Genomic DNA, 16,113 nt, shown 5'->3' on the forward strand with positions numbered 1-16,113 from the left:
GGTATACGTCCCCGTCAATGACGATCAGATTGGCGTACCCGGACGAGGGGGGCAGCGATCAAGGATCTCAACGGTGCCATCATCATTCTGCTGTTCCAGAGTGATATCAAAACCCCACAACCGGTGCACATGCTTGAGGACTTCGCGGCGGCTCTTGTCCAGAGGCGCACGATGATGTGGCACGTAGCGAAGCGTCAGGGAACGATCGCCGCGCAGGTCGACATCATAAACCTGAATATTGGGTTCCAGATTGCTCAGATTATACTGGGCGGAAAGCTGCTGGCGTATCGCCCGGTATCCCGCCTCATCATGGATAGCGGCAATTTCCAGGAAGTTATTGCGGTCATCATCCAGCACGGTAAAGAGACGGAAGTCCCGCATCACTTTGGGGGACAGGAACTGGCTGATAAAGCTCTCGTCCTTGAACTCCTTCATGGCAAAATGCAGCGTATCCAGCCAGTCTGAACCGGCAATATCCGGGAACCAGTGGCGGTCTTCTTCCGTTGGCGCTTCGCAGATACGCTTGATATCCTGGAACATCGCAAAGCCGAGTGCATAAGGGTTAATACCGTTATACCACTGGCTGTTGTACGGCGGCTGAAATACCACATTGGTATGACTGTGCAGGAACTCCAGCATAAAGCGTTCAGACACTTTACCTTCATCGTAAAGATGATTCAGGATAGTGTAGTGCCAGAAAGTGGCCCAGCCTTCATTCATCACCTGGGTCTGTTTCTGCGGGTAAAAATACTGGCTGACCTTCCTGACAATACGGAGGCACTCACGCTGCCAGGGCTCCAGCAACGGGGCATTTTTTTCCATAAAATACAGCAAATTCTCCTGCGGTTCGGCAGGATAGCGCGCGCTGGCAGAGTGAATCTCCTCGCGCTCACGGCGCGGCAGGGTGCGCCACAACATATTGACCTGGCTTTGCAGGTACTCCTCGCGGCTCTTCTGCCGGGCTTTCTCTTCCTGCAGAGAGATTTTCTGTGGACGTTTGTAGCGGTCAACGCCGTAGTTCATTAACGCATGGCAGGAGTCCAGCAGACGCTCGACATTCTCCACGCCGTAACGCTCTTCACACTCGGTGATGTAATTGCGCGCAAAAATCAGATAATCAACAATAGAGCTGGCGTCTGTCCAGCTGCGAAACAGATAATTATTTTTGAAAAACGAGTTGTGACCGTAGCAGGCGTGGGCCATCACCAGCGCCTGCATGGTCATCGTGTTTTCTTCCATGAGATAGGCGATACAGGGATTGGAGTTAATGACAATTTCATATGCCAGCCCCTGCTGACCATGCTTGTAACGCTGTTCGGTTTCGATAAATTTCTTACCAAACGACCAGTGTGCATAGTTGATGGGCATCCCTACACTGGAGTAGGCATCCATCATTTGTTCAGAGGTAATGACCTCTATCTGATGAGGATAGGTATCCAGTCGGTAAGATTTTGCGACGCGGTCAATCTCGCTGAGATATACGTCAAGCAGGTCGAAGGTCCAGTCTGGTCCATCATCGAGGCGTTTGCTGTCCTTAATCGGAACGTCAAAGATCGTGGTCATAGCGCACTCCTTTTTATAAAACCGGATTATCCTGCTGCAGAATGTCCGTTTTCATCTCGACCTGTCCGTACGCCAGCGGCGCGGATAAGCCTGGAATTAAAGCCAATATCTCAATGATAGTTCACTGTCTCTTATCCCTCTCGTTAAAACAATTGAATTTTTCGGTATAAAATTCAGACGTGTTTAAAAAAATAATTTTACGTAATGATAAATTCAACCAGACGGCCTTTTTACAGCATAATATTCTGTTTATAATCTAATGTTATGGCAGGGCGCGTTTGTGCTGGTGCTTGATGGATTATGCTATTTAAAAAAAATTATCTGCTTTTAAAGGGCTAAAATCAGTTTCATCAGCTGAAGTGGGAGCGACATCTTGTTTTTAATCGGCTTTAAGGTGAAGAATGTGTGAAATTTGTCAGCGTAATGTGAAAAGATGATGGCGGTCTTTTACTCCGCTTGCGTGCGTAAAATCCAGTGAATAATTCTATAATGGCTCCCTGAGAGGTGGTTATGAAAGTGGTGATTTTGGGTAGTGGGGTCGTGGGCGTGGCTAGCGCCTGGTATCTGGCGCAGGCGGGACATGAAGTGACAGTTATCGATCGCCAGCCCGCCGCTGCGCTGGAAACCAGCGCGGCCAACGCCGGACAAATCTCACCAGGGTATGCCGCCCCTTGGGCGGCCCCGGGTGTGCCATTGAAAGCCGTAAAATGGATGTTTCAGCGTCATGCTCCCCTCGCCATCCGCCTGGACGGCAGCCGATTCCAGCTGGCGTGGATGTGGCAGATGTTGCGCAACTGCGATATGTCCCATTACCAGTTAAATAAAAGCCGTATGGTGCGCATTGCAGAATACAGCCGCGACTGCCTGAAAACACTGCGTCAGGAAACCGGCATCGCCTATGAGGGGCGGCAGGGCGGCACGCTGCAACTGTTCCGCACTGCCCAGCAGTATGAGAGTGCGGCGAAGGATATCGCCGTACTGAAAGAGGCAGGAGTGCCCTATGAACTGCTGGAGGCGGCACAGTTGCGACAGGCCGAACCGGCGCTGGCGACCACTCAGCATAAGCTGACCGGCGGCCTGCGATTACCGAATGATGAAACCGGAGACTGCCAGCTCTTCACCCAGCGTCTGGCAGCCATGGCGGCGGAGGCGGGAGTGACTTTCCGTTACAACACTACAGTGGATGCTCTGGAACAGGAGGGGAATCGTATCACCGGCGTCAGATGTGGCAGCGAACGGATCACTGCTGACGCCTACGTTGTGGCCTTTGGTTCATTTTCGACGGCGCTGCTCGACGGGATAGTGAACGTGCCGGTTTATCCTTTAAAAGGGTACTCTTTGACGATCCCAATAAAGGATGCCGATGCTGCACCGGTTTCTACCGTGCTGGATGAAACCTACAAAGTCGCCATCACCCGATTTGATGACCGTATCCGCGTGGGGGGTATGGCCGAAATCGTCGGTTTTAATACCCGGCTGTTACCTGCACGGCGTCAGACACTGGAGATGGTGGTCGGCGATCTTTTTCCCCAGGGCGGCAGCATTGAGCAGGCGACGTTCTGGAGCGGTTTACGTCCTATGACGCCGGATGGGACCCCTGTTGTAGGGCGTACCCCATTGAAAAACCTGTTCCTTAATACCGGTCATGGTACTCTTGGCTGGACGATGGCCTGCGGTTCAGGGCAGCTTCTGGCGGATATTATTTCCGGTGTGACTCCGGCGATTTCTGCTGATGATTTGTCCGTGATGCGCTACCTGCCCGGGTTTATTCCAACCCCGGCGCGCACGCTGCACAGTGCCAACGTTCGTTAACCTATTGCATTGTTATACAAGGAGAGGGTATGGCTCGTCCGATTGTCGCAACGATTAACCGCGCCGCGTTGCGGCAAAATCTGTCAGTAGCGCGTCAGGCTGCGGGCCGTTCACGCCTGTGGTCAGTCGTGAAAGCCAATGCCTATGGGCATGGAATTGACCGCGTCTGGCAGAGTCTGGCGGAAACGGATGGTTTCGCCCTGTTAAATCTTGAAGAGGCGATCCTGCTGCGGGAGGGCGGCTGGAAAAAGCCGATCCTCCTGCTGGAGGGATTCTTCCATCCTGAAGACCTGACGATTATCGATCGCTACCGCCTGACCACCAGTGTGCACAGTAACTGGCAGATTCAGGCACTGGCGAAAGCCAGCCTCTCTGCCCCTGTGGATATCTATCTGAAAATGAACAGTGGGATGAACCGACTGGGCTTTCAGCCCGGCCAGGTACACAACGCCTGGCAGAAGCTGCATTCGCTCGATAACGTCGGTGAGATGACGCTGATGGCCCATTTTGCAGAAGCAGAAACGGCGGAAGGCATTGCCGAACCGGTCAGGCGTATTAATGAGGCGTCCGAAGGCCTGAACTGTCCACGTTCACTGGCCAATTCTGCCGCCACGCTGTGGCATCCTCACACCCACCACGACTGGGTTCGTCCGGGTATTATTCTTTATGGTGCCTCCCCAAGTGGGCAGTGGCAGGACATTGCCAGCAGCGGTCTGCAGCCGGTGATGACGTTGACGTCTGAGATCATCGGCATCCAGCAACTGACGGCCGGTAGTGGCGTCGGTTACGGTAGCCGCTATCGGGCAACGGCTGAGCAGCGTATCGGTGTGGTGGCCTGTGGTTATGCAGACGGATATCCCCGGCATGCCCCCACCGGCACGCCAGTTTGGGTGGATGGGGTGCGAACACAGGTTGTGGGTGCCATTTCGATGGATATGATCACCGTTGACTTAACGCCATGCCCACAGGCGGGCATCGGCAGTCAGGTAGAGCTGTGGGGGCATAACGTGAAGATTGATGAGGTGGCTGCGGCATCCGGCACCGTAGGGTATGAGCTCATGTGCGCGCTCGCCCCCCGAGTGCCGGTGAAGGTTGTCTGATCTCAGAGCGCGGTCAGTGTACCGCGCACTTTTTTACTCATCCGCCATGCGGTCAGTGCCAGCAGGGCACCGGCCACCATCATCAGAGCCAGCGCAGATTTTTCTGCTATGGGCAGCGCCATAACCAGCAGCCCGGCGGCCGAACCGCCCGCCATTTGAATAAAGCCTGCCAGCGCCGAGGCGACGCCCGCCTGCTGCTGGTAAGGCTCCAGCGCATAGCTGGTCGCCGGCCCTACGGTAAAGGCCAGCCCCGCAACGGAGATGGCGACGGGCAGCATATACAGCGCCCAGTGCGTCTGTGCGGCGACAGGGAACAGCATCACTCCTGCCATTAATGTCACAGCCCCCAGCGTCATCGCCAGCGCACCTGTTGCCAGGCAGACAGGACGACCGAGTTTGCGGATCATCTTATTCACCAGTACGCTCACCAGCATGATCCAGAACCCGTTGGCCCCGAAGGCAATAGAGAACTGCAGTGCGCTGAGTTTCCCTTCGGTCATCAGCACCTGCGGGGCCAGGGAAACATAGGTCAGCACCATTCCGAGTGCCCCGGCGTTAGCAAAGGCGAAGGCAAGGAAGCGCGGCTGACGCAGGATCTGCCAGTACTGCCGAACCGGCAGGCTTTTCACCTTCTGTGTATCGGCAGGACGGGTTTCCGGCAGGAAAACGATCACCAGCAGGGTGATGAACAGCGCATAACCGGTCAGAAACCAGAAATTCGCCCGCCAGCCGAACGCGCCGGCCAGCACGCCACCCAGTAAAGGGGCCAGCGCCGGAACGATATTCAGAGCACCGTTTAAAAAGCCATAGGCCCGTGCAGCTTCATCGCCATTAAGACGGTCGCGTACGCCGCTGAACGCCACGACGGCGGTACAGCATACGGCACAACCCTGAATGACGCGGGCGCTGAGGAACTGGGGCCAGCCGCTGGCCGTGGCCGCCAGCACGCTGCCCACGACGTACAGCAGCAGCCCCGTCAGCGCGACAGGTTTACGGCCAAGATTATCGACCAGCGGACCGGCAATAATCTGACCCAGACCCATCACCAGTAAAAACAGCGGGATGGTGGTCTGGATAGCAGAAACCGGCGTGTTCAGACCGACAGCGATATCGGGCAGCGTGGGCAGATAGAGATCAATACCCAGTGGCGCAAGCAGCACCAGGCTGAGGAGTAATAGTGTAAATTTTTGCATGGCAGGTGAGGCGTCCAGAGTAAAGCAAGCCGGACAGGGTAAAGATAACCGGCAGAAAAGAAAAGGGGAAAGTGATAAACGCGGGAGGGAAGGGTGTCAATCGTCATTGCCAGTGAAGGGCAATGACGATCGCAGAAGGAAAGTCGGTTGGTCGCCGGTTAATAGGCACCATCGCGGCGAAGCACCACCCCGGCGGTTTTAAACAGAATGGCAATATCTGTCCATAGCGCCCAGTTTTTGACATACCAGGAGTCGAAGTAAACCCGGGTATCATAATCGATATCATTGCGGCCACTGACCTGCCACAGTCCGGTCATGCCAGGTTTTGCCATCAGATAGTAATCAACATCCCCGGCGTACCGTTCCAGCTCCGCCTCAATCACCGGACGCGGCCCCACCAGACTCATTTCTCCGCGGATCACATTCCACAGCTGTGGCAGCTCGTCCAGGCTGGTCTTGCGCATAAACGAACCGATCTTTGTTACGCGGGGATCGTTCTTCAGTTTGAAGTCCTTATCCCATTCGGCCCGCGCCTCTTCGCTGGTGGCCAGCAGCGTTTCCAGCACTTCTTTGGAGTTCATCACCATCGATCGGAATTTAAGGCATTTAAACTTTTTACCGTCCTGGCCGACGCGCTCATGGCCGTAAATCGGGCTGCCGCCATCACGGCTGACCATCCAGCAGATCAGGCCAAAGGCCGGTGCCAGAAACAGCAGCAGTAAAGAGGCCACGATGACATCAAAGGTACGCTTGAGGAATCGCGACGAGCGTTTCGCCAGATTGTTGCTGACGCGCAGCAGCATCACTTCATGGCTGAAGATAAAGGACATGTCGGTGCCATACAGGGGAACGCCACGCAGGGTAGGCACTACTGAGACAGAACGACATTTTTTCTTCGACAGCAGCTTCAGCCATTTATCCCTACTGGCGCGCTGGTCGTTCTCCATGGCAACGATGAACTGGGTGTTATCCAGGTCGACGCTGTCCCAGACGATATCCTTATGGGTGATTACGGGAATGCCGTTGAACGACTCCGCGCTGTCCTTCTCCCCGGAAGCGGCGACAAACGCTTTAACGTCGTAGCCCAGCAGCTCTTCACTTTGCAGCGCCGCATAGGCTTCACGGGCATTTTTACCGGAACCAATGATAATCGTGTGTTTCTGCCACTGCCCGGCTTTCAGGATGGCATTCTTGACGCAGGAGCGCAGGAGGGGGACCAGGATTAAGGCATACAGCCAGGTGAAGCTCCATAACATGCGGGAAAAATCCCATTTGGAAAACGCAATCAGTGCCAGATCTAACAGTGAAAAAATGACCAGCGTTTTAATAATTTCTTTTAATTCAAACCAGAAAGGTTTGCGGTAAGTATAATGTCGCAGACGCATCCAGAACCAGGCGGTACATAATACCGACATCACGAACTGCGCAATAAAACGAATATCGACTTCCTGGGGCGGGATAAAAATATCCAGAGTGCCCCAAATACCCTGAAGTGTTGCAGCGGATAAAAACAGGGCCAGATTGATTGAGAGTAAATCTGAAAAACTTAACGCAACTTTCGCAATAACATTCTTACGTGTACCGCTAAACGTACGGCGGCTGTCGTTGAGTACCAGAGTACTTGCCATAATGCCTGCTCTCTTTTAATGAGAAATCAATAACCTGTCGAGGGCAATCCCCGTATCAAGGCGTCTCTACATTAACCCCTGTGGGTTTATCAGACTGACGTGATGTGGCCATTATCGTTACGGTTTCGGGGCAGCGAAGTGGTGGTTAAAGAGGGTGCCACGCTATTCCGCCGCATAATCAAGATTCGAGTATGCCGGAGTTATTTGTTTTAGGTAATACAGGATAATCCTAAAAGCAGGTGAAAAATCAAACAGCAGATTAATCTTAACCAGAACGTAATAAATAAAAATTATGACAGCGTGATAAATGAATAAAGGCGGATTGATGAATCTGATAAAAACATTGATAAATAGTCGGCTTTTAAGACTTTTTCTAAAGACCAGGCACCTCTGCCCGCTCACAGCGGGCAGAGGTGCGGAGGGGGTTATTCTTTCTCTTCCTGAACCTTGACGCCAATCTTCACAATTTCATTGGCTTCTTTTTCTGCCACCGTCCAGATCATGTTTTTCCACTCCACCTGGTCACCCACGACAGGCGCGCCACCAATCAGGCCCAGCACCAGCTGGCCCAGCGTCTGATGCGTGTCGGCGTCTTCATCCAGCTCAATACCGTAAATCTCTGAGACATCATGCAGGCGGGCATCGGCCTGCAAAATAAAGTCACCAAAGAAGCGCTGATCGAGTGAAACTGGCGGCAATTGACTGAAGAGCTTACCCAGCGCCGGGAGATCGCGCTCACGACCAATGACGCAAAGTACATCGTTCTCTCTCAGGCGTGTGCTGCCCGTTGGGTGCAACAGCAGGTTGTCACGGAACAGGGCAGCAATGCGCGTTTCCCGCGGCATCACGAGGTCGCGCAGCGCGGCACCCACACACCACTTATCCGCGCTGAGTTGATAAACAAACTGCTCCCACGGGTTTTCCGGGTGGATATCAAGGCCCACGCGTGAAATGGGCGAGGCCATCGGCGGCACCACCACGCGCGCCTTGCGCGCCGCCCAGCCCAATGAGGTTCCCTGTACCATCAGCGACACCAGCACAACGAAGAACGCGATATTAAAGAACAGTGAAGCATGGGGCAGCCCCGCCATCATCGGGAAGACCGCGAGGATGATCGGCACTGCACCACGAAGCCCGACCCAGCTGATGAATACCCTCTCGCGGATATTGAAGCCGCGAAACGGCAGCAGTCCGATCATCACGGACAGCGGGCGGGCAACCAGAATCAGGCAGAGCGACAGGAGGGTGGCAGGGATGGCGATATGCCAGAGGTCCGTCGGATTGACCAGCAGACCAAGAACCAGGAACATGCCAATCTGGCTCAGCCAGGCCATACCATCGAAGGTTTGCAGAATGCCATGCCGGTTGCGGATCGGCCGGTTGCCCAGTACGTAACCACAGAGATAAACGGCCAGGATACCGCTGCCTTCCAGTACGGTAGTCAGCGCAAACACCAGAATACCGCCGCTGACGGCGAGCAGAGGATAGAGGCCGCTCGCCAGAGAGACGCGGTTAATCAGCTGCAACAGGGCCCAGCCGCCGCCCAGACCGAGCACGATGCCCAGGCCAAACTGCTGCACCAGATGCACGACAAACATCCAGCTTAAGCCGCTTTCACCATTCTGAATCATCTCAATCAGGGTGATGGTGAGGAAGACAGCCATCGGGTCGTTGCTGCCGGACTCAATTTCCAGCGTGGCACTGACGCGCTCGTTCAGTCCTTTACCACCCAGCAGAGAAAATACCGCAGCGGCATCCGTGGAGCCGATAATGGCGCCAACCAGAAAACCGTTCATCAGATTGAGATCGAACAGCCAGGCCGCGGCCAGCCCGGTCAGACCGGCGGTGATCAGCACGCCCACCGTAGCCAGCGACAGTGCAGGACCTAACGCCACTTTGAAGGAGCTGGCCTGAGTACGCATCCCTCCATCCAGCAGGATCACGGCCAGCGCAAGGTTACTGATCAGATAGGCGGCGGGATAGTTATCAAATGCAATCCCGCCGATGCCATCAACACCGGCCAGCATGCCCAGCACCAGGAAGATCACCAGAATCGGAATACCCAGCCGGGAGGAAAAGGAACTCAGGAGAATGCTCGACGCAACCAGCACAGAACCAATAATAAACAGACTATAAATCGCGCTGGCTTCCAAAAGGCACCTCTCCTGTGACGTGTAAAAAAACCGGTTTCACCAGGGCGGGGAACGCCCCGGTAAAGGGTCAAAATCTGAACGCACGTCGTGTGCAGACAGAAAAAATATCAGTGTGGATAAAATATCGTAAAACAGACAGAAGTAAATGCCGCTGAGTGTCACCAAAATGGCCTTTAATTAACGAATTAGCGCTGGGCCATTGAGGAAACGGGGTTAAAACGCGATAACACTGCTGACAATAGACATTATGCCACGTGTCAGCTGCTGGTCAGCTATTAATGCGAAGCGAGGGGAGAAATAGCTCAGCCGACAGGGACGCCGGCTGAGGACAGGATCAGTATTTTTCTTCGACCTGTTTATGGAACAGGGCACGGAACACCGGATAGATATCTTCCGGCTCACGAATATGCTGTATGGCAAAGTTGTCAAAGGTGGATTGCAGATGTTCATATTCGCGCCACAGCGTCTGATGGGCGCGCCGGGTGATTTCTATGTAGCTGTAGTAACGCACCACCGGCAGGATACTCTTCGCCAGAATTTCATGGCACAGAGGAGAATCGTCTGCCCAGTTGTCGCCATCCGATGCCTGCGCCGCATAGATGTTCCACTGGGCCGGATCGTAACGTTCCTTCACCACTTCATCCATCAGTTTGAGTGCGCTGGAGACAATCGTCCCGCCGGTTTCCTGCGAGTAGAAAAACTCCTGTTCGTCGACCTCTTTTGCCTGCGTATGGTGGCGAATATACACCACATCAACGTTCTTATACGTTCGGCTGAGGAACAAATACAGCAGAATATAAAAGCGCTTAGCCATATCCTTAGTGGCCTGATCCATCGAGCCTGAAACATCCATCAGGCAGAACATCACCGCCTGGCTGGAAGGTTCCGGTCGTTTTTCAAAGTTCTTATAGCGCAGATCAAACGTATCAATGAAGGGGACGCGTTTGATGCGGGCGCGCAGTTCCTCAATTTCCTGCCTGAGCCGTTCCTCTTCCAGCAGTTGCGCCGGTTCACTGTTTTCCACCCGTAGCAGTGAAGCTTCAAGCTCAGCCAGCAGACGACGTTTACCCGCCGTCATCGCGGTACGGCGCGCCAGCGAATTCTGTAGTGAGCGTACCACGCTGATATTGGCAGGCACGCCATTCGCTGTATATCCGGCCCGGTGGGTCTTATACTCATTGAGCTGGCGGTGCTGGTTCTTTTTCAGATTTGGCAGGGCCAGATCCTCGAACAGGAGATCCAGGTATTCATCTTTGGAAATATTAAAAACAAATTCATCCTGACCTTCACCATCTTTTCCGGCATTGCCCTGGCCGCTTCCGCTCCCGCCGCCACCGCCCTGAGGGCGTTCAACACGGTCATTTTGTACAAAATGGTCATTACCGGGATGAACACGATGGCGCTCGCCGCCCCGGCCCTGATGAAATCCCGGTTCGTTGATATCTTCCACAGGAATAGAGACGGATTCACCGCTGTCTACGTCAGTCACCGAACGCTTGTTGATGGCCTCGGAAATCGACTGTTTGATTTGCGATTTATAGCGGCGCAAAAAGCGCTGTCGGTTCACTGCGCTTTTGTTTTTACCGTTAAGACGCCGATCGATAAAATAGGCCATAGCTCCCCCAAACAGTGTTGCCGTCCGGCCCCCCTGTGCTGCCCGGGCCCGGACGGGTGCGACTTCCGAATCAGGATGATTTTCTCACGCGCAAATACCATTCACACAGCAAGCGAACCTGTTTACGTGTGTAGCCTTTCTCCATCATACGGTCGACAAAATCGTCGTGTTTTTTCTGCTCATCGGTGGATGTTTTCGCGTTAAAGGAGATAACCGGCAGCAGCTCCTCGGTGTTCGAGAACATTTTCTTCTCAATAACGGTGCGGAGTTTCTCATAGCTGGTCCAGTTCGGATTCCGGCCATTATTATGCGCCCGGGCACGCAGCACGAAGTTGACGATCTCATTACGGAAATCTTTCGGGTTACTGATCCCCGCTGGCTTCTCGATTTTTTCCAGCTCCGCGTTCAGGGACTCACGGTCAAACAGCTGGCCGGTATCCGGGTCGCGGTACTCCTGATCCTGGATCCAGAAATCCGCGTAAGTGACGTAGCGATCGAAGATATTCTGGCCGTACTCGGAATAAGACTCCAGGTAAGCCGTCTGGATCTCCTTACCAATAAACTCGGCGTATTTTGGGATCAGGTAACCTTTCAGATGCTCAAGATATTTTTCAGCCTGTTCCTGTGGGAACTGTTCGCGATCGATTTGCTGTTCGAGAACATAAAACAGGTGGACCGGGTTTGCCGCTACCTCAGCGTGGTCAAAGTTAAACACACGGGAAAGAATTTTAAAGGCAAAGCGCGTGGATAAACCGTTCATCCCCTCGTCCACGCCCGCATAATCGCGGTACTCCTGATAAGATTTCGACTTAGGATCGGTATCTTTCAGGCTTTCCCCGTCATACACGCGCATCTTCGAATAGGTGCTGGAGTTTTCAGGTTCTTTCAGGCGCGACAGAATCGAGAAACGGGCCAGGGTTTCCAGCGTGCCCGGCGCGCACGGTGCGTGGGTCAGTTCGCTGTTCACCAGCAGTTTGTCGTAAATCTTAATCTCTTCCGATACCCGCAGGCAGTAAGGGACTTTGACAATGTAAACACGGTCAAGGAAGGCCTCATTGTTTTTATTATTACGGAAAGTCACCCATTCTGATTCATTGGAGTGTGCCAGAATAATCCCGTTAAACGGCAGGGCTGAGATCCCCTCTGTTCCGTTGTAATTCCCTTCCTGCGTTGCCGTCAGCAGGGGATGCAGCACCTTAATCGGCGCTTTAAACATCTCCACGAATTCCATGATGCCCTGATTGGCCCGGCACAGCGCCCCGGAGTAGCCGTAAGCATCCGGATCGTTCTGCGCGTGATTTTCCAGCTTACGGATATCCACTTTACCCACCAGGGCAGAGATGTCCTGGTTGTTCTCATCTCCGGGCTCTGTTTTTGCTATTGCAACCTGTTCCAGAATGGATGGCCACACTTTGACGACTTTAAAGCGGGTGATATCGCCGCCGAAATCGTGCAGGCGTTTTGCCGCCCACGGCGACATAATTGTGCCAAGGTAGCGGCGCGGTACGCCGTACTCTTTTTCCAGAATATTGGCGTCCTCCTGCGGATTGAACAGGCAGAGCGGATGGTCATTCACCGGACTGCGTTCCCCGTCCGCTGTCAGCACATAAATTGGCACGCGCTGCATCAGAGATTTCAGACGTTCAGCGAGGGAAGATTTCCCTCCGCCGACGGGCCCCAGCAGGTAGAGGATCTGTTTCTTCTCTTCCAGCCCCTGTGCCGCGTGTTTCAGGTAGGAAACGATCTGTTCAATGGCATCTTCCATGCCATAAAACTCTTCAAACGCTGGATAACGGGCCACTACACGGTTTGAGAACAGCCGGGAAAGCCGGGGCTCCAGCGCGGTATCAACCATCACTGGCTCTCCAATGGCCATCAACAGTCGCTCTGCCGCGTTGGCGTAGGCACTGCGATCCTGGCGACAGATGGTCAGAAACTCCTGCAGTGTGAACTCTTCGTCCTTGGCAGCTTCATAACGCTGACGATAGTGATCGAATATATTCATGGGATGCCCGTCCTTTCTTTTTTAGCACAGGTACCAGGAGCCTAAGAAGAGCGAGCTCCTGAAGGAACTTAAGTGAGTACAGCAACCCTTATGCCAACCTGACTTGCTATCGGGCTACACAACATTGCCGCTCACTCTACTCGTTGGAATTTAGCGTCTTATAATTAAGCGTAGATCGCATTCAGGAAATTTCCTGACCTGCCAGCCATTTTCGATGAAATTTCAATAACAAAGTCATAAATCAGCAAAACAAATGCCTTGTGTGATGCGGCCTGACAGGGCTTTATAAAAAAATAACAACAACTCCAGACGTCAGGCATGGCGTCGGTAATTGATTATATGTGCTACGAATGATGTGAATTTATGACTCATTTCGCCCATACTGTTTAAAATGTTTAGTTGATTGTTATATTAATGGAATGAATAAATTGTGAACCAATTCAAACTTACAGCGCTAACTGTTCTGATACCTGTCTGTTTTGCTGCACCCCTCGCACAAGCTAACCCGCTGACGCTGGGCGCATCACTTCTTTATAGCCAGAGCCCCTATAAAAGTGGGCAGGATCGTTACTACCCTGTACCGATCATTAACTACGAAGGGGACAGCTTCTATATTCGCAGTCTTCAGGCGGGTTACTATCTGTGGAAAGACCAGCAGGATCAGCTTTCTCTGACCGTGCTGGGCTCACCGCAAAATTACGATCCTGATGACGCCGATGACGGTGACATGAAGTCATTGAGTAAGCGTCATATGACTCTGATGGGCGGTGTGGCTTACCGTCACAGCGCTGACTGGGGTATTGTCCGCACCACGCTGGTGGGGGATATGCTCGATAACAGCAACGGCATTATCTGGGATCTGACCTACCTTTATCGCTTCGAGTTCGGCCAGTTCAGCCTGACACCAGGGATTGGCGCATTGTGGAGCAGCGCCAATCAGAACAACTATTATTACGGTATCTCGTCTGCGGAATCACGACGCAGCGGTCTGGATCGCTACGATCCGGACAGCAGCTGGAGCCCGTACGTTGAGCTAACCGCCGGCTGGAACATCAGTGAACACTGGAATGCCACGCTGGCTGGCCGTTACAGCCGCCTGGGTGACGAGATCAAAGACAGCCCGATGGTCGATACCAGCTCACAAATGCTGTTGTGGACCGGCGTAAGCTATACCTTCTGAGGTTGATCGGTCTGCACCAAAAAAGGGCGCTCTGCGCCCTTTTTGTCAGATGAACTGCGCTAAAACCGTGCACGGAGAGTCGAATGAACCGGAAAATTACTTTTGCCGATGGTACCGTTTTGCCTGCGATAGGCCAGGGCACCTGGTTTATGGGAGAAGACGCGGGTCAGCAAGGTCAGGAAGTGGCCGCGCTGCAGGCCGGCCTTGAACGCGGGCTGACGCTGATTGACACGGCGGAAATGTACGCTGATGGCGGGGCCGAACGGGTGGTGGGGAAGGCCCTTGAAGGGCGTCGCGATCGCGCGTTTGTGGTGTCAAAAGTCTATCCGTGGAATGCCAGTGTGGTTGATGCGGTTGAAGCCTGTGAACGCAGTCTGACACGCTTAAATACCGACTATCTCGATCTTTATCTGCTGCACTGGCGCGGTAACATTACCCTGGAAGAGACAATACGCGCCATGATAGCCCTGCAGCAGCAGGGTAAGATCCGTCGCTGGGGCGTGTCGAATTTTGATACGGACGATCTGCAGGAGTTACTGGCCGAGGACGGGGGCGGGCGCTGTGCGACCAATCAGGTGCTTTACCATCTTGGCTCGCGGGGGATTGAGTATGATTTGCTGCCAGAGTGCCAGCAACTGGCAATGCCGGTGATGGCTTACTGCCCACTGGCGCAGGCGGGACGACTGCGCAGTGAACTGATGAACCATCCCCTGCTTCTCGACATGGCCCGGCAGAAGGGCATCAGCGTCGTCCGTCTGCTGCTGGCATGGGTGATCCGTAAAGAAGGGGTGATGGCTATCCCGAAAGCAGGCACTGTCGCGCACGTGGACGACAATGCCGCTGCGCTGGACGTCTCACTCAGCAGTGAGGAGCTGGCGCTGATGAATCAGGCTTTTCCACCCCCCACTTCAAAGCTGCCACTGGACGTTGTCTGAAGCACCATGACCGGGCAGCGATAATGCTCAACGCCTGTTACGCACGCGGAAGGTGGTGGCCAGGCGGGCGGGTTGCTCACCCGCGCTGATCATGGGTTTGCTGACATGTGCCGTTTCAACGCAGACCATCGTTTTAAAGCCCTCATTCGCCATGTCTCCCATGCTACAGGAGAGTTCAGCTCCGGGGTTCCATGTGACAACGTCACTTTGATAGTGATGATGTACTTCAATGACCCGCTGCCCGGTCTTATCCTCAATCACGCTGCAGTCTGAAGGTTGAGTATAGATACGGTCGATGCGCTGAGGGTAGGTCTGCTTACCGTCCGCAGAGGTGCCGGTAACGCCGTTATTCACCTTGTCGATATAACTCTGCCCCAGGCCGCTGACTTCCACGCCGTCTATATCTGCCACGGCAAAATAGCTGTGCAGGGCGGCGGTGGCTTCAAAGTCTCCGTGGGCTTCAAGCTCAATTTCACAGCGGTCACCCAGGCGGAAGCGGGCAAGAAGCGTAAAGTCGTGCGGCCACAGTTTCCTGCTTTGTTCGCTGCTCTTTAATTCAAAGGTCAGCATCACGCTGCTCTCATTTTCATCATGCGCCGTTAAGTTCCACGTGAGCGTGCGGGCAAAGCCGTGTGCCGGTTCACCGGCGGGACCGAACCATGGCCAGCAGATCGGCACGCCGCCGCGAATCGCCTTGCCCGGTGTCCACGCCGTTTTATCGCTTAACCAGATGACGGGTTTTTCACCGGCAGGCTGCCAGGCAATAAGTTGCGCGCCCTGTAGCGTCACCGCGGCACGCACTTTAGGATGTGCCACCACCACCACGGGCAGGTCGCCCATCTGTCGCTGGGAGAGATAAGGAGTAATCTGGTTAATCACCGGCAGTGAAAAAATTTTTTCGTTCATCATTCAGCCTTCTGAAATTTAAC

Annotated in this window: 11 protein-coding genes; 4 read left to right on the plus strand and 7 right to left on the minus strand. The window is 53.8% G+C overall.

Annotated elements, in window-relative coordinates:
- Positions 1-24 precede the first annotated feature (24 nt).
- Positions 25-1,563: a SpoVR family protein gene (locus K6L24_RS09985; protein WP_062746159.1), complete on the minus strand. Its 1,539-nt coding sequence runs from the start codon at positions 1,561-1,563 to the stop codon at positions 25-27.
- A 510-nt stretch (positions 1,564-2,073) separates the two neighbouring features.
- Between K6L24_RS09985 and K6L24_RS09990 the strand changes: the two genes are divergently transcribed.
- Both K6L24_RS09990 and dadX read left to right on the plus strand, forming a co-directional pair.
- Entirely contained in the window at positions 2,074-3,375 is a 1,302-nt protein-coding gene (locus K6L24_RS09990; protein ID WP_118664054.1) for a D-amino acid dehydrogenase, read from the plus strand.
- 29 nt (positions 3,376-3,404) lie between these two features.
- Positions 3,405-4,475: a catabolic alanine racemase DadX gene (dadX, locus tag K6L24_RS09995; protein WP_062746154.1), complete on the plus strand. Its 1,071-nt coding sequence runs from the start codon at positions 3,405-3,407 to the stop codon at positions 4,473-4,475.
- 2 nt (positions 4,476-4,477) lie between these two features.
- Here the strand turns inward: dadX and K6L24_RS10000 are convergent, their stop codons facing one another.
- From K6L24_RS10000 to yeaG, 5 genes are all read right to left on the minus strand, one after another.
- Positions 4,478-5,668, minus strand: a complete 1,191-nt coding sequence (locus K6L24_RS10000; protein WP_062746151.1) for a multidrug effflux MFS transporter — start codon at positions 5,666-5,668, stop codon at positions 4,478-4,480.
- Positions 5,669-5,826: 158 nt separating this feature from the next.
- Entirely contained in the window at positions 5,827-7,296 is a 1,470-nt protein-coding gene (gene wbaP, locus K6L24_RS10005) for an undecaprenyl-phosphate galactose phosphotransferase WbaP (protein WP_062746149.1), read from the minus strand.
- Positions 7,297-7,721: 425 nt separating this feature from the next.
- Positions 7,722-9,449 carry a potassium/proton antiporter gene (locus K6L24_RS10010; protein WP_062746147.1) on the minus strand — a complete coding sequence of 576 codons (1,728 nt, stop codon included), beginning with the start codon at positions 9,447-9,449 and terminating at the stop codon, positions 7,722-7,724.
- A gap of 334 nt (positions 9,450-9,783) precedes the next feature.
- Positions 9,784-11,064: a YeaH/YhbH family protein gene (locus K6L24_RS10015; RefSeq protein WP_062746145.1), complete on the minus strand. Its 1,281-nt coding sequence runs from the start codon at positions 11,062-11,064 to the stop codon at positions 9,784-9,786.
- Between the two features lie 70 nt (positions 11,065-11,134).
- Positions 11,135-13,069, minus strand: a complete 1,935-nt coding sequence (yeaG, locus tag K6L24_RS10020) for a protein kinase YeaG (RefSeq protein ID WP_062746143.1) — start codon at positions 13,067-13,069, stop codon at positions 11,135-11,137.
- 430 nt (positions 13,070-13,499) lie between these two features.
- On the opposite strand from yeaG, the gene K6L24_RS10025 reads away from it, so the two are divergent.
- Together K6L24_RS10025 and K6L24_RS10030 are read left to right on the plus strand one after the other, a co-directional pair.
- Positions 13,500-14,249, plus strand: a complete 750-nt coding sequence (locus K6L24_RS10025) for a MipA/OmpV family protein (protein ID WP_062746141.1) — start codon at positions 13,500-13,502, stop codon at positions 14,247-14,249.
- 83 nt (positions 14,250-14,332) lie between these two features.
- On the plus strand, positions 14,333-15,184 hold the full coding sequence (locus K6L24_RS10030; protein WP_222682265.1) for an aldo/keto reductase: 852 nt from the start codon (positions 14,333-14,335) through the stop codon (positions 15,182-15,184).
- Positions 15,185-15,211: 27 nt separating this feature from the next.
- Here K6L24_RS10030 and K6L24_RS10035 read toward each other — a convergent pair whose 3' ends face one another.
- Positions 15,212-16,090 carry a D-hexose-6-phosphate mutarotase gene (locus K6L24_RS10035; RefSeq protein ID WP_222682315.1) on the minus strand — a complete coding sequence of 293 codons (879 nt, stop codon included), beginning with the start codon at positions 16,088-16,090 and terminating at the stop codon, positions 15,212-15,214.
- Between the last annotated feature and the right edge of the window lie 23 nt (positions 16,091-16,113).

Origin of the sequence: Erwinia persicina, assembly GCF_019844095.1 — a bacterium.
Lineage (GTDB): Bacteria > Pseudomonadota > Gammaproteobacteria > Enterobacterales > Enterobacteriaceae > Erwinia > Erwinia persicina.